Raw genomic sequence first — 25,077 nt, forward strand, 5'->3', positions numbered from 1 at the left:
TTCACCGGCGGCTCCTCACTTTAATGTAAATATTCAAGGCGCAGGATGCATAGATCGCGATCGAACTGCCATCGTTCTTGCGGCCCAAGCCGCTTCCTCAGGGAGCAAGAAAACTGGGATACCATTCTCCTCAAGCACCTTTCTACGGTTCTCGTATTCATGGTTCGGCCGGTCAACGGCAATCCAATAAACAATAATAGGTTTGCCGACCTTTTTCCTGATTTCAATGAACTTGTCATCGGGCGGTGGAAAATACTTATGGATAGGAAATACGGCGATAATAATATCAATATTCACATCCATGGCCAGGGCCTCTGCCACGCGACCGTAGAATCCGGCCTCAAAACCGGTTGTTGTCAGGTCAAGGGGATTCTTATAGACCACTGAATTGGCATTCTTCATGATACGCCGGATAGTTCTATCGGTATCCTGGCTAAACTGGGGCAACAGGCAATCCCATTCCATAAGAAGATCGAAAACAATGATGCTCCCCCCTCCGGAAGGGGTCACCATACCGATTCTTTCACCTTTGGGTTCCCCCGCAACCGCCAAACCCTTGCAGGCGCAGACCAGTTCTGCAACTGAGTCCACTTGAATCACACCAGCTTGTTTCAAAACACCTCTATAAATACCTTGCGATCCAGACAAACTGCCTGTGTGGCTGAGGGTCAGCCGGTCTGCGCTGTCAGCACGCCCCGCCTTGTAAAGAACAACCGGTTTGCGGGGAATCACCCTTGCCAAGGAGGAAACCAATTGATCCCCTCTTTCCGTCCCCTCCATATAGATACCGATAACGTCCACGGTTTTATCCTGGCCCAAGTAAAGGATCAGATCGCCAAAATCCAGATTTGAGCGGTTCCCCACACCTATCCACAAACCGATAGGCATATGTTCCTCAAGGGCCTTGTAATAAATGCCTCCGCCCACACCTCCACTCTGGGTCATAACAGCAACATTTCCTTTCTGAACCCTGAAAGGGAAAAAGGTGGCATTAAGGGAAATATTCCCGTTAATAAATCCCGGAGTGTTCGGACCAAGCACACTTAAGCCTGTTCGGTCGGCGATCTCGTTCAGGGCGGCCTCTAACTTTCGCCCATCCTCTCCCACCTCCCTGAAATTAGCTGCATAGGCCACCATGGCTTTGCTCCGTGATCGAGAGCATTCCTCAGCGACGTCCACCGTTGCGCTGGCTCCCACCGCGCTCAACACGAGATCAACCGGTTTTCCAACAGAGCTGAGGGAGGGATAAGCTTTTCGCCCCAGAACTGTCATGTATTTCTGGTTAATGGGAAATATCTCACCCGGAAATCCAAACCGGATCAGATTCTCCGTAATGGTGTATCCCAATTTACCATTGTCCTCTGACGCACCTACTACAGCGATGCTTTGAGGGTTAAACATGGCTTGCAAGTTGTTTCCCATACCTAAAGCCCCTGACCGTGCTTGCCTCCCTTGGAGCAATTACACGGCTTTCCCTTTCGAGTAATCCCGTAACAAACCCAAGCCACGAACACTCTCCACAGGGGCATTGAAAACGGGAAAGACGTTTGTTCTCTTGAAATCCTTGATGTATTTTCTCTCTGCGAGAAAACTGAGCGCTATGGGTTTGTTGAACTCCTGCGACATCCTCTTGATGAAACTCAAGATCTGCTCAGGGGTACCGATCCCGTCTCCAAAGATCTTGGCTATCTCAGGCTCATACATGAAGGATAAGACCACGCCGTCTATATTATCCAATGCCAGACAGCGATTGAGGATGAATGCCAGGGCCTTGATGTCGTGAACATCTCCGAAATCCATAGGGTTGGACATGCGGATGACCCCTGCCCGCCTGAACCCCTCAATTTGGTCCATGAGCTCACGGGGCAGTGGGGGACATTCAAAGCCGTATCGCTCACACGCATCTCCCAGTATCACGGCAAACCCCCCTGACATGGAGATGACCGCCAATCGGTTCCCCCTGAGGGGAGGGAGCTGAAGCGCCCTGGCGGCCACAGTCATCTGATGAATGTCTTCCACCCGCACGATCCCCGCCTGCCGGAGGGCGCAGTCTGCGATCCGGTCGTCATTCGACAGGGCCGCCGTGTGGGAGTAAGCGATTTTAGATGCGGTTTTACTGACGTTAGACTTGAAAATGACAATCGGTTTTCTGGATGTTTTGGCCAGCCTTGTAAGCTCTCTTCCGTCCTCAATGCTTTCAAGGTACATATGAATCTGTTCCGTATCCTCGTCATGGATGAGATAGTTTAGAAAATCAATCTCATTCAAGTCCAATTTATTGCCCATGCTGATAATTTTTGAAAAACCCACGTGTTGTTCGGAAAAACAATAGGCACACTGGGTGGTTACCCCCCCGCTCTGCACGATCAGGCCCACAGGTCCTTTCTTGAACCTCCCAACCTGCATCGGGTTGAATGGCGTGCAAAGGCCAGATTCGGGGCATATAACGCCGATGCAGTTAGGGCCGATAAATCGAATGCCATATCGCCCGGCGACACCGACCAGATCGCTTTCCGCCGGGTTGTCCTGATCGTCGAACTCCCTGAACCCCCCCGTGGAAATGACGGCGTGGTGAATTCCCTTTTGCCCACACATCTCAAGCGTCTCTGCCACAAACTTGGCAGGGACCAGGATCACCGCCAAATCGATCCCTTGAGGCAAGGACCGGGGATCGGTTATGATCCTTTGGCCGTGCACCTCGCCCGGTTCTCTGCCCACCGGATAAATCTTGCCTGTAAAGCCCAACTCCAGGGAGTTGGAGATAATGTTTTTTCCCAGATTTCTTGAATTGGCCGCCACACCAAAAACAGCAAACTCGGCAGGGTGGAAAAATTTTTTCATCTTGGTCTACCTATCCCGGCTGAAATCCGTTCGGCCGTTTCAGTAACCTGCCTGGCCAGATCCTCTTCTTGCTCAATTCCAAAATTGAAAATGGTCGCGGCAATCCCGACGCAGCCCGCCAGACGGTGTGCATGATCATGGATGGGCGCCACGATCCTCCGAACCCCATCTCGCAACTCCTGATCCTCAACTGCATAGCCTTTTTTCTTGATTCGCCGGATTTCCTCTTCAAGTACCCTCGGTTCCGTTATAGTGTTCTTCGTCATGGGAGGAAGGCCGATGGCCGCAAGCACCTTATGTCTTTTTTCAGGCGCCATATTGGCCAGGTAAATCTTTCCTGCGGCCACCGCGTGGAAATAGGGATACGCACTCCCTATCCGGCTATAAAGGCGGATACCCTCTGATCCCTCAACCTGTTCAATCAAGACAAGCTGATCCCTGTCCAGCGTGGAGAGTTCCACAGTCATGCGGGTTTTCTCGGCCAATTCCCGCATCAATGGCCGTCCGACAGAACGGAGCCTGACTTTCTCCTGAAGCCTGTCCCCAAGATAGATGAACCTCATTCCGTGGCGGTAAAAGCCCCTCTGATCTGTCCTGTCCAAAACGCCTCTGTCACACAGAGTGTTCAATATCCTGATCAGGGACTGTTTTGGGATGTCGAGTCTTGTAAGTATTTCCGAGAGGGGCATCGGATTTTCGCTACTTGCCAAAAGTTCGATGACGTCAAGGGCCCGATCTACGGCGGGTGCGTGGTTGGAGTTCTTACCTGCCATGAAATAGTACCCTATATGACTCTGTTGAAATCATATATGGTACGGTAACAATGCTCCGGTCCTTATGTCAAGCAAAAAATGTAAAGTGAGGACCTCGATGTCCGGTAGGTCTGGGGCACTTGATGCGAGAGCCGACACGACGCTTAACAGCTTCAAAACTCAGATAGCCCTTCAGTCCTTCGCCCCTTTGTCCTGCACGATCGTCCCCTCTCTAATGCAAGTCAGCAAAAGGCTTTTCACTTTTTCGACACGAGTCTTCAGCGGCTCTACAGATTCCTTTCGGGACCAAAACCACATAAAATCTTTCAGGATAGTCTCTAAAAGCCCGGCCAAATAAACGGGGTCGGCCCTCATGAGGCAAGGCGACGCTGAAGGACAGTGAGAGCAAAGCCGATTGTGCCCCTTCGTCTATCGTTTGCGAGTTGTTCGGCTCTATTGAACTCCTCGCGAACGTCTGTGACACGCTGATAAAGATCGGCCTCTCCATCGGAGAGTTCGTATTCGGCGGTGTAGGCTTTCCTTTCTGGAAACAGCGGACGACCATCGAACTTCAACAGGTCCTCCTTGATCATTCGACTCATCAGGTCGGATGCATTTATCGAATGAACACCATCCCGGAATTTTCCCTCAAATCGGTCGCCATCAACCAGAGCCATGAATAGTTGAAAATCTTCTTCCTTACCATTGTGCGGAGTGGCAGTTAAAAGCAGAAAATGCCTCGTCAGAGTGGGGAGTAGTTGTCCCAACTTGTAGCGTTTGGTTCGGCGAATCTCACCTCCCCAGAATGAGGTACTCATCTTATGGGCTTCGTCACAGACCACGACATCCCAATCAGTGGTCTTGAGTTTTTCTTGTGCATCCTCGTTGTGAGTGAGTTTATCGAGGCGGCAAATCGAGAGAGGATTCTCTGTGAACCAGTTCCCGGTCCGTGCCGCCTCATACTTGTCGTTCGTCATGATCTCGAAGGGCAAATGGAATCGTCGGCAAAGCTCGTCTTGCCATTGCTCGACTAAATTGTCCGGACAGACAATCAAACACCGTTGCAGGTCGCCGCGAGCGATCAGTTCTTTAATCAAAAGCCCTGTCATAATGGTTTTACCAGCGCCAAGATCATCTGCGAGCAGAAACCTAAGCGGCTGACGTGGTAACATCGATTCGCACACGGCTGTGATCTGATGTGGCAACGGATCGACAAGCGATGTATGCACTGCCAAGAGTGGATCAAAAAGGTACGCAAGGCGGAAGCGTTGCGCCTCGGATACAAGACGCAACAAATCCGCATTACCGTCAAAGCTCCAGGGTTTGCCGGATTCCAAGATTTCGAGATCGACTTCGCGATCCCTGTAGATCAGTTCGTTTGCCAGCTTTCCTTTGCTGTCCTTGTATGTGAGTTCTATGGCAACAGAGCCGATCCATGACACATCAACAACGGTGATAAACTTTTTCCTTCGGAAAACCCTCAGTGTTTGGTGAAGTGCATTCCGAAGGAAAAATTATTGAGAGGGCGGTGCTGTCAAATCTTCTGATGACCTGGCTGAGACCAGTGTCAAGTAATCTTCGTCCAGCGACAGATAAACCCATCAGGCATGATGCCTTTGACAGTCACTCCGCGTTTTAGCTCTTCGAGTCGGGCCATTATGTCTCTCGTTTCCTATTCTTAAAGGTCTCGTTAGCTGTTTCGGGCTCGTTTGCACCGCCGGTTCTCACCCATTCGTCGATCTCTTCTTTTCTAAACTTCCAGAGTCGGCCTATCTTGTGCCCCGGCAGATTTCTTTCGCTTATCCACCTGTAAACGGTATCCCGCTTGATACCGAGATAAACCGCAATCTCATCTACGGAGAGCCATCGATCTTCCATCATTGTCTCCACTCATTCCGAGCGTTATTGCCAATCTTCAAGACGGCCTCGAGTTGTTAGTTGATGGAACGGTCTGCACGGTTCGGCATACAATGCCCCATCCAGACAAACCAGCATAAACAAGGATAAAATATATCAGACGAACGCCCATTGTCAAGCCGTTTCTCCCAGTGTGATCCGTGTTTGTCCGACTTAGGCCTACTGAGTCTTGGGGGACCAGATGGAACGTCCGGTGAGGCTGGCTCGGTTTAATACGGAATTCACCCCAACATACAACCAACTCGGCAACGCCATGCCGTGCTCAATACATACCGGCACGAGGACCCGTCTGTAGAGGCTGGAGCCGCCCGGACGGAAGCCCTCCAGGCGGTCGATGGCGGGCAGGCGGGACTCAGGATCGTTGAAGGTGAGAAGCTCCCCGTACACGCGGCCCCAGTCGCCCGCTGTGGCGCTTTGCTGAGCCGGTTCGGGGTATGGGGCCGGCTGTTCGGAAAACCGCGCCTGTGTGGCCACGTCGGCCAAAGCGTCCGAGGTGCCATGGGCGAGGACATCCCCGTCCGGGACCTGCAGGACGGGAATGCCTGAGTGCATTTCATAAAGGCGGCCGCGGACCACGGCTTCCCGGATATCCAGAACGCCCCGGCAAAAACGGTCATGATTCCAGAAACCGCGCTTCAGGGTTCCGTAGACGAAGAGTCTCAGCATCCACTGAGTGTTCTCCTTCAGGGGTTCATCGGGGTTCACTGCATGCTCTGTCATGGTGCTTTCCCCCTCTTTTCCTGGACGATGAACTCGAGAGACTCCCTCGAGAACTCCGTGAGAACCGCGTGCCTGAACACAATCATGCTCATGGCGGGAACAGACAGCTCCCGCCAGCCGCGCTCATCGGCCAGGACCGCGTCCAGGAAGGCCGGATCGGAGGCGTAGAGCACCGCCCGATGCTTTCGGTGGGTGCGGAGCCTGAGCGGTTTGTTCCCCTTGAGGACGAGGATGGTTTCAGGATCGAGCCGGGACGCGAGCACCGCTGTCATCTGGCCCCGGCAGCGCCGAAGCCGTTCTTTGAACCACTCGACATCCATCCGACCGCTCCGTGCAGCCCTGGCCGCCAGGCGGAAGAGCAGCTCGCTGTCCACTTCGGCGAAGCGCCTCAGTTTGAAACGGCGAAACAGGTAATCGGCGTTGTAGATGGTGCCGTTGTGGGTGCCGATGACGTCCCCGGCCCGGATCGGGTGGTTGTTGCGATTGACCCGTTCATCCCCTCGTGTCCGCCAACGTGTGTGGCCGAGCAGAACCGTTGTCCGGTTGTCGATGCCGGCAAGGACCTCGTGGAATGCCTTGTCGGTAACGAACTGACCGGCGGAAACCGGCCTCTTGAAGAGGCGGTGCTCGCCGTCCCGATTGAGCCAGGCCACCCCGGTTGCGTGGGGCCCCCGGCTTTCGCTCAAGACCAGCAGCCGGGTGAACAGCCAGGCGAGATGTTCCCGTTCCTCGACCCGTCGCCGTTTCTTGCCCAATATGACACCAGCCAGCCCGCACATCAGGACTTCCCTCCGTCCGGTTCCACCACGAAGCCCCGGAAGACACCCTCGGCGTATTCCTTGGGGTGGGCTTCGATCCATCCCCCAGCTTCGCTGAAGTCGAGTTCCCGGGCGATCCGGGTCACCTCGGGGCGGTCGAGCATGTTGGTGAGACCCGAGAGTCGCACCGCGTCGATGCCCTGCCATACGACGGCGGGGACGGGTATCCGCATGGGCGCGTCATCTTCGAGGACATCCGCCAGGCCGTGATCGATCAAGGCGGCGAGGAGGGAGTCGGCCTTCTCCTCGGGGCTGTCGCCTTTGACCATCAGGTCGATGCCCGCGAGCATCTTGGCGTTGCGCAGGAGCATGTCGATGTAGTCCTCGAAACTCACCTGGTCGGAAAACAGGGCCGCCCCCTTCATGGCCCGGACGATTTCAAGGGAGGTCTTCCCGGTGAACACCTCGCCTTCGCCCTCAAGGGGTTTCCCGGCGAGGTCGGTGTTCTTGATCAGCACTCTCACGGCGCACCTCCTTCATCCGTCTCCGCGGTGCCGTTCCCTGAAAACGCCGGAGGCCGGGTTTGCGGCCCGGCCTCCGTGGGGAATTCCGCCTCGACGGCGGTTTGTGTTTCTGGTTTCGGTCTGCCTCGTTTGAACGCCGAGTCCCCCGGAAGCCCCGCGAGCAGGTGCTTGCGCGCGGTCTTGAACTCGTCGCCGATGAGTCCCAGGTGGAGCAGAAAAACCCTGAAGTCGTAGCGGGCGCTCTGAGGATCGAACCTGCGCTTGCGGCTCGATGCCGCGCGTCCGTTCAGGGCTTTGGCGGCCACGGCCAGAACCAGCTGGATATAGGCCCGCACCTTACCGGCGTGAAGCGTTCCCTCGAACCAGCGGAACTCGACGGTCCCCCGGTACCAGACGTTGTGCAGGTTCACACCGTGATAGCGGGATGAGTCGAAATGCTGGGGTCGGCGGTTGTGATAGCCGTACCAGATGCGGTTGAGCTGCTCCTTGGTCTTGGGCCGTCGGCGCTCGATCTTTCTGATCAGGTCTTCGCTCACCGGCTTGCTGTAGTTCCGCTGCCGGGTCTCGTTGACGCCCAGAGCGTTGAGGATGAGCGGCTCCTGCTTGTAGATGATCTTGGCCAGGTTGCCCAAGGTGCGGCCGTCGAATGCGATGGCGTCCACATGAATATGGATGCCGCATCGCTGGTCGATTTTGGCCCCGCAGCGGCGCACCGCCCGGATCACTTCCTGAAGGGTCGGGATGTCGGCGTAGGCAAGTACCGGGCTCACCACCTCGGCCCTCAGGTGGCCGGGAACATTGATGAGCGATCCGTCGGCGACGACCTTCCAGGTCCGGCCCTGTTCATCGGTGATCTCCCAGGGGTCGAAACCGGCCGGGCTCCCAACGTGGCGGACCTCGCCGCCCACCACCGACTGGACGGCGCGGGCCACACGCTCGCGTGTCCGTTTGACGGTCTCGATCTCGATTCCGAAGTTGATTTGGCGTAAGTCCATGGATTCTCCTTGCTGTTCGTAAGCCCTTGTATCGCAAGGGTTTCTGCGTTGTGTTCACACACATACAGGCTTCTTTCCGAACAGAAAGCAAGGCGAATTCGACGGACATGCCGAAGATAAGCCATTGATATTCAATGACTTATGTACACGGAGCCGTAACCGGCGGAAACATCGGGATTTATAGGCTTTCCTGCAAAACGGGGTGGCTGGGACCACTTCGAAAAAAGAACACCGATCAGGTACTCTCAGTGTGATCCAAGCCCGAGTCCATCAGCTTTCGGTTGATACGCCGGGCTTCGGCTTCTTCTCTGTGAATGCGCGCCATGATTTTCGAGAAGGCCTCCGCCTCGTTCAGCGGCAAACCGAGTTCCTCCTCGATCCGCCTGAGCCTGGCGTCCAGGTTCTCGAGCATGCGCAGGGTGTGATCCCGCAGCACGCCCTCGCGTTTTTCCTGCGGAGAGGGAATAAACTCGGTCAGTCCGCCTTGTTGTCTTACGATCATGGGTTTTCCTCCATCAACTCAGGGTGGCCCCGAGGGTGTGAATCCGCGGGTAGACCAGGTTGTTGCCGGTCATCTCCGCTTTGTAGCGGACCTCGGTTCCGGTGGGGTCGGCGAACGTCCGGGTGAGCGTGTACTCGGTCCATTCCTGGTCGACCTCGCGTGTCGTTTCAATGGACATGGGCTCCCAGGTCGCGCCGCCGTCGTTGGAGGTGAACCAGTTCAGGGAGGTCCCGCTGGGGATGTTCATCTGCGTATAGACCTTGGTGGATTCCACTCCCTGGGTCAGCTCGTTCTCGCGGGAGATGTAAGCCCCGGTCGTGTTGTTCAGATGCCCGATCAGGTTCACGTCCTTGTAGTTCAATGCCGGTGAGTCGTTAATCGCGGTGCTTTCAAACAGTGCCCGCAGCAACACATCGTTTGCGATGTTCGGTAGGTTTTCCTCCTCCGCGGGCACGATAGCGTCCCAGGTGGTTCCACCGTCCGTGGAATATTCCCAGACGATGCCGGTTCCCTCCGGGATGGCCGAGTATTCATCGAGATTGAGCTCGCTGAACTGCGCGCCGGTGACGGGCTGGAATCGAACTTCGCCGGACGGCTGGAAATCGTATCCGTAAATCTTTACTGTGAGATCGGAACCGTTAAGCGGGGTCCAGGTCTCGGCGTTTGAGCTTTCCAGGAGCACACCCTGGGCATAGGTCTGCCGGGTGATGACGCCGTTTTGCCCCATCTGCCCAAGCGTGGCGATGCGCACCCGATAATTGGTGCTGTTGGTGAGCAGCACGACGGCGTAGCTGGTGTTCGCCTCGGCGTAGAAGGGATCGTCGAAGGTGATCTTGGTTTCGCCACTCAGGTTGATCTCATCGGATGAGACCACCTTTTCGGCCAGCACCACTTCGTTGGGCAGACCGGTGGTTACCCCGCGGATCTGAACCGTCACCGGGATGGACGCGTCCTTTTGAGTGAAATGAGCGCCCACGGCCGAGACGACGCGGTTCTGCGTGAAACTGAAGGTCTGCGCCAGCGGATCGCGCCTGCGCCATCTCCATCTCCAACGCCACACGGTCCGAACAACCGGCACACGGATGATGCGCGGCGGCACTTGCTGGACGATGGTCTGCCGCTGGACGATGGTGCGGTTCACCACGATGCGCTGGATGCGGGTGATCACCAGCGGGTCGTTGACCTGCAGGTTGGTCTGGGCCGAATAGGTGCCGTCGGTTACTTCGACGATCCGGTCGCCGTTGCGGACATTGGTTGGGATAACAAAGGATGCACTCACCCGTCCGGCAGAGTCAGCCGTGATGTTGGAGGCGACCACCTGACCGTCGCAGCGTACCGTGACCCCGGTGGCACTGGGCGTGAAATTGGAGCCGACCACGGCGATACCGGTCTGTCCTCGGCGTCCGATATTCGGTGTGATCTCCACCGCTGCATCGGGCTTCTCAAAGACCGCGTAAGGGTTGATATTCTTCTCCTCGGACCAGTCGGCCTGTTCGATCAGGACCTCCTCCGTGCCGGGAAGCAGCACCAGGCTTCCTTTGAACAGCGCGTCACTTGCGCCCAGGTCGACTTCGAGCAGGTTGGGTGTGGAAACACGATCCGGCCCCACAAATTGACTCACACCGTCAATCCTGGCGCTCCATTCGCTGTGATAAACATCGGACTGGGCGTCATTGGAAAAATCGTCCGAGTAGACGCCTTTCTTGGTTTGCGCGTCCCGGTTCTGCAGCTCGTTGTTCATCTGGAACTGTGCGTCGTTGTATTTGAGGTCCTCCACGTCATCGATGATCTCGTGAATCTGGTCCATGGTGATGCGGGTCAGCCCGAAATTGATAATGCTCATCTCAACCGAGTTGGGCGGGCAGTCGACGCTGCAAAGCCCCAGTGTGCCCTCGGGCACAACCGGCAGTTTGGGGAAATCAGCCGGCGCGCCTTCCAGTCGTTTAATCTCACTGGTCGTGGCGTAGATAATGTCCTTGCGGCCCAGAAAGTAGTCGTAATCGACGCTGCAGTTTGAGCCGTCCACAGGGTCGTCGCCGAGCCCGGTTCGGCCGAAATTGACCAGGCTTAAGTTGCCAAGGGCTATCTGCACCGGTGACATGGTCAGACCGCTGGTATTGGATGCGGGTGGGTTGCCGCCGACGATCTCGTCCACGCCGTCATCCATATAGGTGGTGACCCCGGAAGCGACCTCTTTGAGAAGCTGAAAATCGGCCCGGTCGGTATTCTGTGAACCTCGGTAGACGCGATAGCCGGTGGCTCCGTTGACCGGCAACCAGGACAGCTTGTTGATTTCACCGGCCAGGGTATCGCGGGAAACGACCTTGGCAGGGTCATATTCGGTCTCGCCGGAAGCGTCCAGGACGGTGACTTGGTAGAAGTGTTCCCCAGCCCCAGGATGCCCCGATTCACCGAACCAACCACCGTCTACATAATCCGTTCCTTTGATCATCTGCTTGGTATAGGTCCAGCGCACTGTGTAGGTAGTGCCGATGGCCGGTTCGCTGCCCGTTCCGAGCCAGTCCACATAATTTCCGGACTGCTGCCAGTCCACGCCTTCCTGAAATACGGTCGCGCCCTGGCTCACCTCGAGAATATCCACCACCGGATTCGGTGCGAGCAGGTCTTCACCGCCTCCCACCGAGCCGCGAGTGATATTGGAGACAATCTCAACAATGGCCTCGACCTGGGAGCTTTCTTTCAATGGCGTGCTGTTGAGCGCATAGCGCCGGGTGCCGACGTTGTAGGTCTTCTGCTCGCCGCGCACCGATTTGGTGGCGACCGATTTGGGAACCATCGTGGTTGTCGGCAAGTCTTTCTGCAGGCGAAATCCCTGGATATAGGCCCGACCGGCGTTGGTGATCACCTCGACGTTATCGCTATCGCTGTCGCCGATAAAGCTGTCCAACCCATTGACCAGATAGCTGCCGGCTTGGTCAAAGGTTCGTTCAGCCAGGTTCTGGAGCAGCGAATTCAGTCCCTCCGCCGCAGCGAAGGAAAGCTGATCCTCAGTGATGGAAGAGACCGTGATGCGACTGCCGGGAATCGTCCCCAGGAGATCCCGGAGGTACATGTTGGACTTTTCCTGGACCGTGGCGGTGACATCGCCGGTTTCCCGGTCGAACTTGTAGATGGGGACGACTTTGCGCTCGAGAACGTTATTGGGCAGCGTCTCACCGCTCGTGTCATGGTCTTTCAGCGTCAGAACCCATTTTTCACGCTCGGCGGTGGGCTCGCCCGTGGCCGGATTGATGAGCGCCGCATCCTGGTTGTAACCGTAGTTGTATTTGAGCAGCTCGACGTAAACATAGTCCACGCCCGATGTCTTGGCGGGATCATAGGTCAGCACCGTGCCGGGGACCTGCTCGATGTATCCTTCGACGTAGACGAAGCCTTCGGCCACGGTCAGCACGTTGTCGGTGACCGACACCCCGAGCCCGCTGATGACCGCCCCCTCCTTGAAGAGCATGTCGGCGATCTTTTTGCGCTCGAGGTTGATGATCTCCTGCTGCTCGTTCAGTTCCGAGTCGAGCAGGTCGCGGTCCTGGTGGTAGCGGATCTGCTTATAGTTTTTTGTCGGGTCGAATGTATCGCGCGAGATGGACATGGTTGTTCCTCCTAAATTTTGATGACCCCGACCAACTCCACCCGCGTATCGGAAGTCTTGTTGAAGTCGGGGATGTTTTTCACTTCGTACAGGTACCCGGACGTGAGCACCTCGCCGCTCGGATTGGTGTCCGGGTGGTAAACACCATTCGCCGCGTAATCCGATTGAAGCCCATCGATATAGGCCACATCACCACCGAAGAATCCGTACTCCCGGATGGTGATGCCGTTGGCCTCGCTTTCCTCGAAACGGAAAAACACACCGATGGTCTGGGTCTCCTCGGCGGTCTCGATGTAATGGATACCGTTGACGACGAGCGTTCCTTCCGGGTCTTCTTTTAGAAAGGTACGTTTGTAGTGTTTCTTTCTCGCTCGTTCGGTTTTAAGCGCCGTCTGGTCGATATCCGGCGCGGGCGGGTTGAGCGGGTCGATAAATGTGGCGTCGCCGTCGCCGATGGCGCAATGAGTGATCCCGTCGATGGGTTCCCCCATCAGCAGCCTCGCGGTGAGGATGCGGCCGGTCTTGACTATCAGTCCCAATGACATGTGATTTCCTCCTTCAGGTCTGTATCTCGTGGCTTTCGTTGATCAGTATTGCGAAAACCGTTTGTCGGGCATCCGGGCTGTGCTCCATCGGATGAACCACGTTCTGTTTTGTGTTCATGATCCGGTCGAGTGCACTGAAAACTATCTGCCGGGTGTCTCCACGGATGCCGAGCGAATGATGAACAGGAACAACGATGTCGGCGCTGAAAGCCAACGGCTGTTGAACCACGAGAACCAAATCCGCATGGTTTTGTGCGGCGTGAGTGATTCGCTGCCCGGCATCAACATTCATGCCCACCATCCCCGATACGGCGATCTGAATATCTGTTTCCACGCTGATCGACATATTGGCCTTCCTACAGGATCGGGTTCTCCGTTCCGGTGATCCGCAGCTTCAAGTCCGTCTTGTTCTGGATCGCCGTTCCCGGCGGCACGATGCAGCGCCTCCATAGCGAGACGGTGACGTTGTGCGGCTTGTCGCCCAGGTTGAGCGGTGCGCCGGGAGTGGCTGTATCCAGTTCCGCCTGGGTCAGCGCCAGCGCATACCAGTCCGATTCGTCTCCACCCACGGTATCGACCGGTTCAATTACCAGTCCCGTGTAGTCGTATCCGGAGTAGACCGCGGCTCCGGCGTCATGCGCGGCGGGAGCTGTTCCCCCGTAACCGCGCTCCACACTGAGCGTGGTGGTCCCAGCGCCGCTCAAAACACGCATTTGTTCGCTGTCGATGATGATGACTTCACCGTCGGCGAAGCGGAGCTCATTCAGCTGCAGCGAGGTCTCGCCCGAAGCCAGCGCAACAGCCAGCGTTGTCTGCTCGTTGGCGAGGAAAAGTTCTTTGTCTTTTGATTCGCCGTCGGTCCCGTTGTAGGTGTCGTCATCGGGGTTCGAGAGGTCGCCCTCGGATACCTGCTGGACCAGGGTGATGTCTTCATATAAGTGAATCGCCATAAAATCCTCCTATGCCGCTGGCCATTGCGTGACGGTGTACTGATTGGCCGCCGCGTCGATTCCGGCCTGGACTTCCGCGTGGTCATCCTTTTGCCGGAAGCGCCAGCGCAACGACGGCTTGGAGATGCGGAAACCGGCGGCGTTCAACGGCATGAGTCCCAACCGCATCGGCCGGGTACGGTCCACTGAAAGGCGGAGTCCCGTGTGGTTGAGCCTGCGGCTATTAAGAAGCAGCGTCTCTGCGCGTCGGCGGCAGGGAATGCCTGTATCCACGGTCAGCTCGAACGATGCCCGAGCCGCGGTGATGTATGCGTCGGTGATTTCAGTTGAGTTCAGGGTCCGGCTGTTCAATGAAAAACCGGGCCGACGGGCACGCCAGCGATCCACCACGTCCCAGGCTCCAGAGACCTCCGACCAGTCCGCGTCGGCGTAGGCTGTGATGAAGAGATGCCTTCCCACGGCGGCACCGGAGACCTTGTCCCGGCGGCCGATCCTGGAATGTCCGACCCGGAACCACTGTGACAGGCGGGAACGTCTGCCGTATCGATGGGTGCGGCGGTCGCCGGTGACTTCTGAAGCCGGTTGGTCGGCCTCGGACAGCAGGTCCTTCTGCCTGAATTTGATTCTGCAGGCGGTCGTGGAGCGGTTGAGACGGGAACGGTTCAGGTCTTGGCCGGCGAGCCTGATGAAGGCGTCGACCGGTGGTTGCGACGGTTTGGTGTCGATCTCGCAACAAAACGAGGCCCGGCGTTCGCTGACCCACAGATTGGGCAGCCGCTCATCGTTGAGGTTTCCAGTATTCAGCCGGAATCGCGGTGTGCGTCCGTGCCAGCGGGAGATGCATACCGCGGCGTGTTCCACGTCCTGCATCAGCGTGGTGCCGTCGGTGATCCGCCACCAGCCCCAGGTCTTGTTTTTGCGCGTCAGGTGATAATCGGTGTTCAGCGCGTTTCGGCTGATGACGAAGGTCTCGTGCAGGTGCCCGAGGCAGACCCGCTCCACCACTTTCTTGATGACCGCCTGAAAATCTGATTCCATGGACAGGAGCGAATAGAGCCACTGGAGGAAAAAGACCTTGGTTCCGGCGGGATGGTGAAAGACCAGGCCGGGACGGATTCCCTGGACGATGTTGTCGCTATCGATGCGGTAAACGCCCAGGCTGTAGATCAATCCGGGCAGCTTGGCCTGTCCCACAATGGACCTGCGGTTGAGGCGTAGCGCCTTGCGGAAGGTCTCGTCGATCCGCCCCTGCCACCCCAGGTCGGTAAGCGAGCGGCCGATGGCCGGGATGGTCGCCTTGCGCCGGTAGATTTCTATGGCCTCGCGGATCAGCCGTCGTTGCCTCCCGGCGTCGGAAAGCGGATCGAAACGGTGCCCTACAATTTCACCGAGGAAAGGAAGAAATCGATCTTCGCACCGGTCGATATCGAAGATTTCGGGGAACCGGTCGGCCAGAATCTTGAGTTCGTCTAATGTCACGGCGGGAACCTTGAGGAAGGTTTTCAGGTCCCCGGTCTCGTCACGTTCCCGATAGAGGGGCGGAAGAAGATCTATGAGTTTCTTCTCAAAATAGGACGACATCAGGATGCCCTCCTGACGTCGATGTTCAATTGGCCGAGGACGGCGATCTCACCGGGCCGGATATCGATGTCCTGCTGCGGGGCGTACATCTGCACGTGGCTTACGCCTCGCACGCCGTCAAGCGCGGACACCAGGTCCGAGAACCGCACCGGCATACCGAAAGCCATCTGTTCGAAGGCGAAAAGCTCCTCAAGCGCCTGTTCTGTTCGGCTTCGGATAAGGTCAAGATCTTCACCCACATAGGCGTATACCTCGGCATCAACATTCACGGGGCGATATGCCGGATCGAAGAGATTGATCTCGATGGTGATGACCTTGCGCGATTCGAGGAAAGCGGAAAGATCTTGCTTGAGAAGCGCCGAGGGCGGACCGCCTCCATCGGGGGCGACCGCCATATTGACCTGGTAGTAGCGGATGTTCTTGCAGTCATTGACGTCGAGGACCTGGGCCTTGGCCACGCCGGGAAATCCTTCGGCCAGCGCCTGGTAGTCGTCCTTGGTGACGGCCTTCCACAGGGACCGGACTTCAGCCGGAGCCTGCTTGCGGGCATGTTCCAGAGATTCCCTGTCTGCGCCGTTGGTCGCCGGAACCGGGTTGGTGACGGTCAAGGCGACCTGTTCGCTGTCCAGGTAAACTGGACTCAGCAGCTCCGAGACCAGGTCCGATCCAAGGTTTCCATCAGCCCCCAGAGTTTCGAGGTATTCGACGGTGATTTCGGCACCGACGGGAGGTACGCGACCACGCAACCCATCGCCGAAAAAAATGCGAGTACGGTCCAGACTGTCGGTGTCGATTTGGAAATGCCGGGAGTCGTCGCCACTTTCCTGGAAGTGAAGAACTTCTGTCCAATCCTGGTTCTGGATGGTGATCCGAATCGTCCCTTGGGCGATGTTCGTTCCAGAAATAGGAAACGATTGATTCGGTCGACCGGTAGACGTCAACCTCTCGATCTTGCCTTCTCCCTGACGCGCGCCCGCCTCGACCTTTGTCTGTCCCTTCGGGATCGTCGCCTCCGCCGCCGTTGTGAATACGATGTCGCCTTCTTCCAGGCGGGCTTTGCACGCCGTTCCTTTCGGAAGGATCAGATCCGCGTCGAGGGGCGCGGCCAGGGAGAAACGCAAGGAGGTTGAAGCAGCCACCGGTCCATCGAGCCGGTAGCTGACCAGCTTGCAGAGATTGATGACGTTCTGTCGTTGACGGGAGGTGGGCAGAAATGCCTCGGCCGCTTGCGCGTCGAGGTAGTAGGCCAGCATATCGCCGACGCCGCAGAAGAGATCAAGCAGCACCACACCCAGGTCGGAATAATTGAAATCGGTCCAACGGTCGGTGAGCTGAGGGATCTTCGCCAACAGTTCCTGGCGGATCGAATCGTAATCTTTGTTTATGTATCCGATACTTGCGCGACCCATGCCGTCTCCGTTTTTCAGCAGTCCGGCGGGAGAACTCAATATGCCCGCCACACCGATTACTTACCGGAGCCTCCTGGGTTCTGTCGGAAGCGGAAAGGATCAGAACGGGCCGCGCAACCGCCAGACAGGATTGGGTTGACCGGACGTGTTGTTCAAGTAATGGGATTCCTTTTTCCCCTCGAAATAGAACAGACCGATCCGTCCCGCCTCGGCCGTTGTGAACCAATGGATGGTGCCTGCGGCATTATCCTCGGCCTGGCTCTGCGTCTCGTAGCCTTTGCCGTTCGCAGGCAAATATAGAGCGTTCTCTGCTTGAGGAGCGTTGATCTCCGGAGCACCGTGAAACACGGCATAATGGCCGTGTTTGTCATCCGGATCGCTCACGATCCACTTGCCGTTACGGTCCTGAAAGGCACCTTCCATATAGGCGATTTCGTATTCCCCAGCGGACCAAACTAATGAATCGTCCGGATCGGGACTCATGTCGCCGGCATCGAACCACAGAAGGTTGAACAGGGATCGGACGTCCGGAGACAGGCGGACGCTTCGCACCTGCGGAGGCTCGAGCACCGGTTCGGGCCTCTGATATCCGGGTGCCGGAATGTCCGGGCCCTCCCGGTAAAAGGGGTAGACCAGATTTCCTTCCACCTGACTCTGAATGACCCGGTACGAGATACGAACCGGCAGGAGATTGCGGTCGATGTTCTGCGGCGAGTCGTCAAAGGAGACGTCGGTGATAACGACCCGTTTTTCCCACCGCTTGACCGCGTCGATCACGTAATGGCGGATCAGCCCTTTCAATACCTCGTCGTTGGCTTCGAACACCAGGTCTTTGAGGCGGGAGCCGAATTCCGGGCGCATGAACCGTTCGCCCGGGCGCGTGCCGAGAATCTGGATGATGCTTTCGTGAATGTGTTCGTGTTCCCTGGATGTGGCCGAGGAGATCTGGGCTCCGCCCGAGCGTCGCTGGAAACGGAAAGGGAACTTCAGACCTATGCCGAGAAAGTCCAGGCTCATCAGTCGCACTCCTCGCAGATGATCGTGGACTGATCGTCTTCGCCATTGTCCCCGCCGGCATCAATGCCGTCAGGAAAGCGGATGACAATGTCGAGACCGTTCTCCATGGATAGATGGATCGTTCCGTCCGCCTCGATGATTCCCTTATGACCGCTCTCCTGCGTCGAGAACCCTTTGGCTCCGCCGGGAACCAGACGTACCGTCACCTTTTCTCCGACACCTTCTATGCGGGTGATGCTCAGGACATCCACGGTGCCGACCGGGTTGCCGATCAAGGCCGTCCGATCCCCGTGCGAGACATCCAGGCGATAACCATCCGGCAGCTCGACCCGATAGCGGTCTTCCGACGTTTGCACAGGATCGATATCCAGCGGCAACCCTTCAATACCCGCGGCCTCGTGGGTGGCGCGGACCGCTTCCGGTTTCAAGGTCAGTTCCCGGCCGTCCGGCAGGGTCGCGATCCCGCCTCTGGCGGGCTCAAGTTCAGTGGCTGCGCCGTCTATGCCGATTGCGGTAAGGACCCCCGTGGGACTCACACGGACCATTACGCCGTCGGCAAGGGTGAAAAGCCTGCCGCCGTCCGGGAGTTCACGCACCGAAGTGCTGGCGGGCATCGCCAGGAAGGGGTGGAAATCCGGCGGTTGCGGTTGCTCCACGTTCTGCATGTATTGCTGGGCGCTCTCCGCATGGGCATCCAGCACCGTCTGCGCCTCGGCGCGCAAGGCTTCCGAGGCCTGGTGACTCTGCAGAAGGATGTCCTTGATCTCAACCAGATTGTCTTTGATCTGCAGGAGATAGGGTTCTGCTTCGTCGCCGGTCACACCGAGGCCGATGGTCAATAACCGCGCCAGCGTCATGATTTCATAGTGGGACAGCGACGAGCTGGTCTGCTCTATGATCGGCCCGCCTTCCTCGCCGTACCCTGAACCTTCTTCTTCGCTCATGACCATCTTGGACGTATCCTCCTATTCCGGTAGGCCATAGCCCCCGCCTTCTTCCTCGATCACTTCAATCTCAACGTAACGAACACTGTCTCGCGACGGAGAATCGTAAACCATGATGATCGTTGCACCCGTGCGCCAACCGAGTTTGACGCGCCCTTCCCAATCGACCCAGGCGATGCTGGAATCGACGGTCTCGTACTGCAACTCTCCCCTTGGCGCGCCGCGAATCGAAAGGGGAATCGACATTTCGCCCCAGTTGCGCGTCACCTTGATCTTCTTGGGAAACACATCCCAATAATGAAATCCCATATCTTCGTAATCCATCCGTCGAACCTCAGTTGTCGTCCGTATCCAGACTACCGGTCGCTATCACCGCGCCGCAGGCGGTGATGTCACCGACCCGCGCGTTGGGCATTCCTTCTGTGACCGTATCCAGGCTGCCGGTAACGATAGGCGTCACGCCGTGGCCCGGTATGGGACAGGCGTGCAGATCACCCAGTCGTGCGGCGGGCATCCCGTTGACCACGGTTTTCATCGCGCCGGTGATGATCACACCGCCGTGACTGGAAATATCGCCGAGTCTGGCTTGCGGTCTGGCCATGATCACTTCCCCGTCAACACGCGAATCAAAAAGCCGACCACGCCGCCAACGGCTCCGCTGATGGCGAGCACCAAGCCGACCACTTTCCACATGGTCTCGACGCCCATCTTTTGATTAAGCCCGGTTTGCAGATTTTTGATGTCGTCGCTGTGCCGCCGCAGGTCGCTTTGGATGTTGCGCACCACGAGATCGACGTTTTCCTTGTCCGATTTTTTCTCGATCTCACGCTCGATCTTTTCCAACCGCGCCTGGATTTCCCGGCGGTGGTCCTCGAGGATGGCCCTGAACTCGGCCCGCCACGAGTCGAAAGTGCGGGCCAAAAGGCGCTCGCTCTGTTCCCAATTGCACGGCACTTGGTCATTATCGTGTTCACTCATCGAGGTTTCTCCTTCTCAACGAAAAGCGTTCTCGAATCTGAAGATCGACCTCGAAGCGGTCCGCCAGCCCCCTGCGCTTCAATGCATTGGAGATGGCTTCCCGAGACCAGTGGACTTGGTCCAGACGCATCTCATGGGAAATGGACCGAAGGTGGACCCGGTATTGATAGAGCGGTTTTTGAATGTGGCGGATTTCCGTGATCTCAGACAGACGCAGACACAGGTCGTAGTCTTCGGCGCACCTTAAATCCTCATTGATGCCGCCGACCTGTTCGAAAACCGAGCGGCGTAAGAGCCGAAAATGGAAAGTCATGAAATCGAGAAGCAGCCGGTCCTTGCTGTAGGGAATGCGGCACCGTCGCCCGCGCCCCTTGATTTGCCCAGCGGCGTCAATGAGCTGGTAATCTGTATAGACCATCCCCACCGACGGATGACCGTCCAGGACCGCGACCGTTTCTTCCAAGGCTGTGGGAGACAGGAGGTCGTCGCTGTCCACCCAGCACAGGTAGTTCCCGATGGTATCCGCCACGGCGGCCTTCAAGGATTTAACGGCCCCCCGGTGATCGCATGCGGCGACACGGATGCGCCTGTCCTTCTTCGCGAATTCGATGGCGATTTGGGCGGTCTTGTCGGTGGAGCCGTCATCCCAGACCAACAGATCGAAGTCCTTATACGTCTGAGCAAGCACACTTTCGATGGCTTGGCCGATATATCGTTCCCGGTTGTAGCCCCTGATTATTACCGACACGGATGGATACATAAGATTTTCCCTCATGTGTTGATCAATACCTTGTTGCTGGAGCGGACGATGATGTTGCCCATAACGCCGTCCATGAGGATGACGCTGCCGGATTTGTCGGTAGCCTGTATTCGTTCCCGCCCCGCGGCTGCGTTCATGACCACCACCTGGCCGGCCTTGTCGGTCAGCTGGATCTTTTCTGCGCCGCTGGTGGAATCGATAAGAATCTCCTGGGTGCCGCAAAGCCCCCAGATGTGAACCTTTTCCCGCCCCTTGGTGGTGTCGATCAAAATCTTCTGCCAGCGCGCCCGGGTCTTGTCGCAGGATTGGATATGGATTTTCTCCTTATCCTTCCATGCTTCCCAGCGCATGAACTGACGGCAGAGGTCGGTGATTTCGATACGGCCTTGCTGGTCCTTAATGTCGGCGGCGATGTCCAGTTGGTCACCTTGCTCGGCGTCCTTGGCCCCCCGTCTTCGGGAGTTGCCGGTTTGAACATCCCGCTTTACCCGGCAATCCATGTGAAGGATCTGCCCGGCGCGGTCGATGATCTTCAGGAATTCCTCTTCATCCCGGTCGTCAAAAACGATGGTGTGGCCGGTCTCGGTTTTGAGCAGTACCTTACGGCGTGGGCAGTAATAGGGCGGATGGCCGTGGTATTTCTTATGTTCGAGGTTGTCGTGGCTGTCGGGTTTGTGTTCGACTTTATCCTCACAGTCACGGCAGGTGGGATCGCTGCAGACGCGTTTCGACTCCTCCGGCTGTTCACCAGGGTTGCTCTTTGCCAGCCACACGCCCGACCAGATGGGGAACTGGACCTTGCCGCCTTCGAATTCCGCCCATACTGATGCGCCTTCTTCGGGAACAAGAAACACGCCGATGTCCTCGTTTCCGCCGTAGGGAAAGCAGGGCGATGCCCAGTCCGACCAGTTCTCCTTGCCGGTACCGAGCACCGCCGGCACTTCCAAACGGCAGCGCCCGAGACGTTCGGGGTCGTTGTTATCGCGCACGAAGCCCCGGTATTTGCCATACCAGCGGTTCTTGTAACGCTCCTCATGTTGTCGGTCCTGGGTCTCGATCACAGACAATCCTCCCGCTTATTTCAGTGGCAGAACGCCGCGCAGGACCTCCCGCACCACACGGGTCGCAAGTCCATCAGTCTTCTTTTTCGGATCGGCCTTGGTCACCGCGTGACGAAGGGCATCCTTGGCCGCACTCTGGAGATTGATTTCCTTGGCCGCGACACCGCTCTTGACTTCTTTTGCTCCCATTCGCTCAATGACACCGATAACCGCATCCAACGCCGCGGCCTTGGCCCGGCCCCACGAAGTCAGTTTGATAATCGCCAGAAGCGTCGCGAGCAGGGTTCCGATGAGCTCCTTGTGGTCCAGAATAAAGGTCAGAATCTGTTCAAGCTGTTGCATGGTCGTTTCCTCCTGTGTTTTTCAGCGCTTTTGCAAGCGCAACGTATTTCCCGTCGAGCTGTCCCCAGCGGGCTCGTCCGTCTCGCACATCCACATGAATAAATCCCTTGTCCGGGTAGACGCCGATTCCGCCGTTGCGAAAGGCCTCAACATCTTCGGCCAAACGGTACATCTCAGCGGGAGGCATTCCTCTCACCGCGATGTCCGCCGCGGTTCCGAGCAGATGCTGGCTTCGTGTGGCTCCACCTATTGTCCGATTGTGTTCCGGGCAGCGATAACCGCTGGTGACTCGAACCGGCAGACCTGCGAGATCGCGCAGCTCCTGCAGCGCATCCACCAGTCGCTGGTTGATCTCCGTCCGTCCGCAGCAACGACATGCGAATTCATGCCGGGAAAAGTTTTTGCTTAGATCTCCCATATGCTTCACCTCCTTACCCTCTCCGCCCACTATCCGCGTCGATGGTCACCATCTGAGGCGGTTCTTCCTGCGGTGTCAGCGGCGCTTCCTGATCGTTTTGCTTGCCCTTGGCCTCAATCGACTTGTCGCCGGCTCCTTTGCCCAGGGCGTTTTTCTTGAGTTTGAGTTCGCACTGATATCCACCATCACCGATGGTGTGGCGGATCGAATGGCAGTAATAGATTCCGGAGAACTTTTGACCGACGCCTTTAACTTCCACGTTCTGTTTTGCCCGCAGCGTGGGAATGCCGATGGTGACGGCGACGGCCTCGACCTGGCGAAGCTCAGCTTCTTTGAACTTGCCTTCGGCCAGGTCCTGGGCGGGTTCCTGACGCGGCTCTTCGTGGAAGCCTTCGGACCGTTCGAAGCTGGGAACAATTTGTCCCGACTCCTGCTCCTTGAAGGCTCCCTCACCGGTATTTCCGTCGACCAGGTAGGTCCGCTTGCCGAGAGACGTGCGCTCCGGCGTGGTCTCGTTGTTGGCGGTATGTTCCACGGGCTCTTTCTTGCGTGGATCGACGCCGGTGGTCTTGGTCTCCGTTCCGGCTCCTTTTGCCCCCTGTGATTGGGTGGACGGGCGGAAGGAACGGAGCACGCCCTTACGGTCGGTGAAGTATTCAAGGACCGCGGCGGGCTTTTTCTCCAGCTCGCGGGGATGAAAGTGCAGTTCGTCGTCCTGGATGTAAAAGGCGTAGCCTGTAACTCCGTCGCCATCCCGTTCTCGGGCTTTGATTGCGAGTTCTTTGAGAAACTGGGCGTCGGAGATGTTGCTTTGCGCGACCCGCAGATGTTGTCCCTTGGTGGGCTTCACCACCGACGTCAGTCCGTTGGCGGAGCTAATCTCCTCGGCGATTTCGGAATAGAGGATGCCCGGAGCGGGCTTTTTCCAAACCTTCTGGTTCTCTTTGCCAGCCAGTTTGAAACCCTTGTCATAGGCCTTGATGCGAATGGTTGGATCGCCGCTCTCGGGAAAGTCATAATCGATGTCCTTGATGACCGCCTTTTTGCGCGGGGAGAGGTTGTCGACATAACCGAAGCGGGCGACGATCTCGTTGCCCTCCTGAAACAAGGGATCATCCACGAACTGCAGGTTGCGGTTCGTAACCGACAACTCCAGGACATCGAGTTCCTCCTCGTTGTCCTCGAAGACGAACGAGGTGATCTCCTGTGTAATATCCGCAGATAATGTCTGTCCCTCGATCTGAATCAGGAACGTCGGTTTGAATGTATCGAGATCCATGCGCCTAACTCCGGTTGCACCGCCGGCATGGCGGTCTTCACCGGATACTTACCGGAGCGTGGGGAAAGTTGTCGGCGCGAATGAGATGAAAGGCTTGAGTCAGCTCAGCAAGCGCATCAGAACATGTTCAACGGATGGAATTCGAAGCACGGTGCCGGGCTCGATCTCCAGGGGGAAGAAGATGTCGTTGTAATCGCAGATGATCCACCACAGATCGGCCCGGTCCAGGTAGCGGTGGGCCAGCAGATCCAGTCTGTCGCCCTCGACCACCGTGTGGAAGCGATCATCGGGACGGGGAGTTGTATCGACGCGCGGCCGGACCCCCAGAAACTCATCACCATGATCCGTGTAAAGGATGCCCGCGGCATAGCGGGAACGACGTCCGATCATCCGCGCACCTCCGAATAATCCACCGACTCGTCGATGTATTCCTCAAGTACCATGTCGACTTCGGCATGCTGGGGCAGGAGGTTTTCGCGGTCAAATAGATGAAAGAAGCGAGCCTTGACTTGCCTGACCACGCAGAGCACACCGGGGTAGAGATCACCGAACATGAACAGCACACGGTGCGGCGCGTTCTTGAGCATCGTTCCTGCGTGCTCCGGGTAGAGGAGCGAGCGCAGCCAGTCCACCGATTCCTTGACCGGTCCCTTGAAGAACAGCAATTTGAAGCCGATCTTGCGCGGTTCGCCCGCCACGTACTGGTAGCGGGGATGACTCATCCCCGGTATCTTGATGGCGGCGTAAGCCGTGCTCTTGTCGTCCAGGATGTCGTTGGGGTTGTATTGGAAATCCAGGTAATCACCCGTATCCACATCCACGATGTATGCTGTGATCTCTTTCTGGTCCCAGGCCACGGTCAGAACTCCTCGATCTCGACCACGGCCTTGCCCAGACGAAGGGCGTGGTCCATTTCTCTGCGCATGCCGCTGGAAACCCCGTCTCCGATATAGGCCCAGACCTCGTCACAGGTTTTCATGAAAATCAGTCCACAGGAGATACCGATCTCCCGCTCCGACGCCTTTTCATCGTCAAGGAAGCGGGTGAACAGAAAATGGGGTGCGAACGGCGCGCAGCCTTGTTCCACAGCCTTACGGCACAAGCGTTCGGCGACAGTTACATTGCGGGTGACATCTCCCGCATATCGACTGCAAATAAATATTTTCTTCATGCTATC

General features: G+C 57.1%; 29 protein-coding genes. All 29 read right to left on the reverse strand.

Annotation, left to right across the window (positions count from 1 at the left end; translation table 11 throughout):
* Positions 1-33 precede the first annotated feature (33 nt).
* On the reverse strand, positions 34-1,422 hold the full coding sequence (locus tag GN111_RS25345) for an acetate--CoA ligase family protein (RefSeq protein WP_155306432.1): 1,389 nt from the start codon (positions 1,420-1,422) through the stop codon (positions 34-36).
* A gap of 39 nt (positions 1,423-1,461) precedes the next feature.
* Entirely contained in the window at positions 1,462-2,841 is a 1,380-nt protein-coding gene (locus GN111_RS25350; protein WP_155306433.1) for a CoA-binding protein, read from the reverse strand.
* Positions 2,838-3,614 (reverse strand): IclR family transcriptional regulator, encoded by a 777-nt coding sequence (locus GN111_RS25355; protein WP_155306434.1) that lies wholly within the window; start codon positions 3,612-3,614, stop codon positions 2,838-2,840. Before GN111_RS25355 ends, GN111_RS25350 begins: the two co-directional genes overlap by 4 nt.
* 350 nt (positions 3,615-3,964) lie before the next feature.
* The gene (locus GN111_RS25360; protein ID WP_155306435.1) at positions 3,965-5,077 is read right to left on the reverse strand and encodes a DEAD/DEAH box helicase; all 1,113 of its coding nucleotides are present in this window, start codon (positions 5,075-5,077) and stop codon (positions 3,965-3,967) included.
* A gap of 172 nt (positions 5,078-5,249) precedes the next feature.
* Entirely contained in the window at positions 5,250-5,474 is a 225-nt protein-coding gene (mads1, locus tag GN111_RS25365) for a methylation-associated defense system helix-turn-helix domain-containing protein MAD1 (protein WP_435050922.1), read from the reverse strand.
* Positions 5,475-5,669: 195 nt separating this feature from the next.
* Positions 5,670-6,230 carry a gamma-glutamylcyclotransferase family protein gene (locus tag GN111_RS25370; protein WP_155306436.1) on the reverse strand — a complete coding sequence of 187 codons (561 nt, stop codon included), beginning with the start codon at positions 6,228-6,230 and terminating at the stop codon, positions 5,670-5,672.
* Positions 6,227-7,009, reverse strand: a complete 783-nt coding sequence (locus GN111_RS25375) for a class II glutamine amidotransferase (protein WP_155306437.1) — start codon at positions 7,007-7,009, stop codon at positions 6,227-6,229. Before GN111_RS25375 ends, GN111_RS25370 begins: the two co-directional genes overlap by 4 nt.
* Positions 7,009-7,512, reverse strand: coding sequence for a DUF5049 domain-containing protein (locus GN111_RS33715; RefSeq protein WP_197740424.1), 504 nt, complete (start codon positions 7,510-7,512; stop codon positions 7,009-7,011). The genes GN111_RS25375 and GN111_RS33715 overlap by 1 nt, the downstream gene beginning before the upstream one ends.
* Positions 7,509-8,507 (reverse strand): amidoligase family protein, encoded by a 999-nt coding sequence (locus tag GN111_RS25385; RefSeq protein ID WP_155306438.1) that lies wholly within the window; start codon positions 8,505-8,507, stop codon positions 7,509-7,511. The genes GN111_RS33715 and GN111_RS25385 overlap by 4 nt, the downstream gene beginning before the upstream one ends.
* Positions 8,508-8,742: 235 nt before the next feature.
* On the reverse strand, positions 8,743-9,009 hold the full coding sequence (locus GN111_RS25390) for a VrlD (RefSeq protein ID WP_155306439.1): 267 nt from the start codon (positions 9,007-9,009) through the stop codon (positions 8,743-8,745).
* Positions 9,010-9,022: 13 nt separating this feature from the next.
* Positions 9,023-12,616 carry a DUF4815 domain-containing protein gene (locus GN111_RS25395; RefSeq protein WP_155306440.1) on the reverse strand — a complete coding sequence of 1,198 codons (3,594 nt, stop codon included), beginning with the start codon at positions 12,614-12,616 and terminating at the stop codon, positions 9,023-9,025.
* Between the two features lie 11 nt (positions 12,617-12,627).
* Positions 12,628-13,161 carry a BW3TFN family phage tail fiber component gene (locus GN111_RS25400; protein WP_155306441.1) on the reverse strand — a complete coding sequence of 178 codons (534 nt, stop codon included), beginning with the start codon at positions 13,159-13,161 and terminating at the stop codon, positions 12,628-12,630.
* A 13-nt stretch (positions 13,162-13,174) separates the two neighbouring features.
* On the reverse strand, positions 13,175-13,507 hold the full coding sequence (locus tag GN111_RS25405; RefSeq protein ID WP_155306442.1) for a hypothetical protein: 333 nt from the start codon (positions 13,505-13,507) through the stop codon (positions 13,175-13,177).
* A 10-nt stretch (positions 13,508-13,517) separates the two neighbouring features.
* Positions 13,518-14,111: a hypothetical protein gene (locus GN111_RS25410; RefSeq protein WP_155306443.1), complete on the reverse strand. Its 594-nt coding sequence runs from the start codon at positions 14,109-14,111 to the stop codon at positions 13,518-13,520.
* 9 nt (positions 14,112-14,120) lie between these two features.
* The gene (locus GN111_RS25415; protein WP_155306444.1) at positions 14,121-15,692 is read right to left on the reverse strand and encodes a phage tail protein; all 1,572 of its coding nucleotides are present in this window, start codon (positions 15,690-15,692) and stop codon (positions 14,121-14,123) included.
* Positions 15,692-17,140, reverse strand: coding sequence for a baseplate J/gp47 family protein (locus tag GN111_RS25420; RefSeq protein ID WP_197740425.1), 1,449 nt, complete (start codon positions 17,138-17,140; stop codon positions 15,692-15,694). Before GN111_RS25420 ends, GN111_RS25415 begins: the two co-directional genes overlap by 1 nt.
* Before the next feature lie 60 nt (positions 17,141-17,200).
* Positions 17,201-18,118 carry a GPW/gp25 family protein gene (locus tag GN111_RS25425; protein ID WP_155306445.1) on the reverse strand — a complete coding sequence of 306 codons (918 nt, stop codon included), beginning with the start codon at positions 18,116-18,118 and terminating at the stop codon, positions 17,201-17,203.
* On the reverse strand, positions 18,118-18,975 hold the full coding sequence (locus GN111_RS25430) for a hypothetical protein (RefSeq protein WP_155306446.1): 858 nt from the start codon (positions 18,973-18,975) through the stop codon (positions 18,118-18,120). Before GN111_RS25430 ends, GN111_RS25425 begins: the two co-directional genes overlap by 1 nt.
* Positions 18,976-19,083: 108 nt before the next feature.
* On the reverse strand, positions 19,084-19,386 hold the full coding sequence (locus GN111_RS25435) for a hypothetical protein (RefSeq protein ID WP_155306447.1): 303 nt from the start codon (positions 19,384-19,386) through the stop codon (positions 19,084-19,086).
* A gap of 10 nt (positions 19,387-19,396) precedes the next feature.
* Positions 19,397-19,663 (reverse strand): PAAR domain-containing protein, encoded by a 267-nt coding sequence (locus tag GN111_RS25440; RefSeq protein ID WP_155306448.1) that lies wholly within the window; start codon positions 19,661-19,663, stop codon positions 19,397-19,399.
* 2 nt (positions 19,664-19,665) lie between these two features.
* Positions 19,666-20,040: a hypothetical protein gene (locus tag GN111_RS25445; RefSeq protein WP_155306449.1), complete on the reverse strand. Its 375-nt coding sequence runs from the start codon at positions 20,038-20,040 to the stop codon at positions 19,666-19,668.
* Positions 20,033-20,800, reverse strand: a complete 768-nt coding sequence (locus GN111_RS25450; protein ID WP_155306450.1) for a glycosyltransferase — start codon at positions 20,798-20,800, stop codon at positions 20,033-20,035. The genes GN111_RS25445 and GN111_RS25450 overlap by 8 nt, the downstream gene beginning before the upstream one ends.
* Positions 20,801-20,811: 11 nt before the next feature.
* Complete coding sequence (locus GN111_RS25455; RefSeq protein ID WP_155306451.1) at positions 20,812-21,861, reverse strand: phage baseplate assembly protein V; 1,050 nt, start codon at positions 21,859-21,861, stop codon at positions 20,812-20,814.
* 15 nt (positions 21,862-21,876) lie between these two features.
* Positions 21,877-22,203, reverse strand: coding sequence for a hypothetical protein (locus GN111_RS25460; protein ID WP_155306452.1), 327 nt, complete (start codon positions 22,201-22,203; stop codon positions 21,877-21,879).
* Positions 22,190-22,621 (reverse strand): YcbK family protein, encoded by a 432-nt coding sequence (locus GN111_RS25465; protein WP_155306453.1) that lies wholly within the window; start codon positions 22,619-22,621, stop codon positions 22,190-22,192. The genes GN111_RS25460 and GN111_RS25465 overlap by 14 nt, the downstream gene beginning before the upstream one ends.
* 13 nt (positions 22,622-22,634) lie before the next feature.
* Entirely contained in the window at positions 22,635-23,900 is a 1,266-nt protein-coding gene (locus GN111_RS25470; RefSeq protein WP_155306454.1) for a phage late control D family protein, read from the reverse strand.
* Between the two features lie 99 nt (positions 23,901-23,999).
* The gene (locus tag GN111_RS25475) at positions 24,000-24,290 is read right to left on the reverse strand and encodes a LysM peptidoglycan-binding domain-containing protein (protein WP_155306455.1); all 291 of its coding nucleotides are present in this window, start codon (positions 24,288-24,290) and stop codon (positions 24,000-24,002) included.
* Positions 24,287-24,757: a CIS tube protein gene (locus GN111_RS25480; protein ID WP_155306456.1), complete on the reverse strand. Its 471-nt coding sequence runs from the start codon at positions 24,755-24,757 to the stop codon at positions 24,287-24,289. Before GN111_RS25480 ends, GN111_RS25475 begins: the two co-directional genes overlap by 4 nt.
* 2 nt (positions 24,758-24,759) lie before the next feature.
* A complete protein-coding gene (locus GN111_RS25485; RefSeq protein WP_155306457.1) occupies positions 24,760-25,071 on the reverse strand; it encodes a DUF7768 domain-containing protein in 312 nt (103 codons plus the stop codon).
* Between the last annotated feature and the right edge of the window lie 6 nt (positions 25,072-25,077).

Source organism: Desulfosarcina widdelii, from assembly GCF_009688965.1.
GTDB lineage: Bacteria > Desulfobacterota > Desulfobacteria > Desulfobacterales > Desulfosarcinaceae > Desulfosarcina > Desulfosarcina widdelii.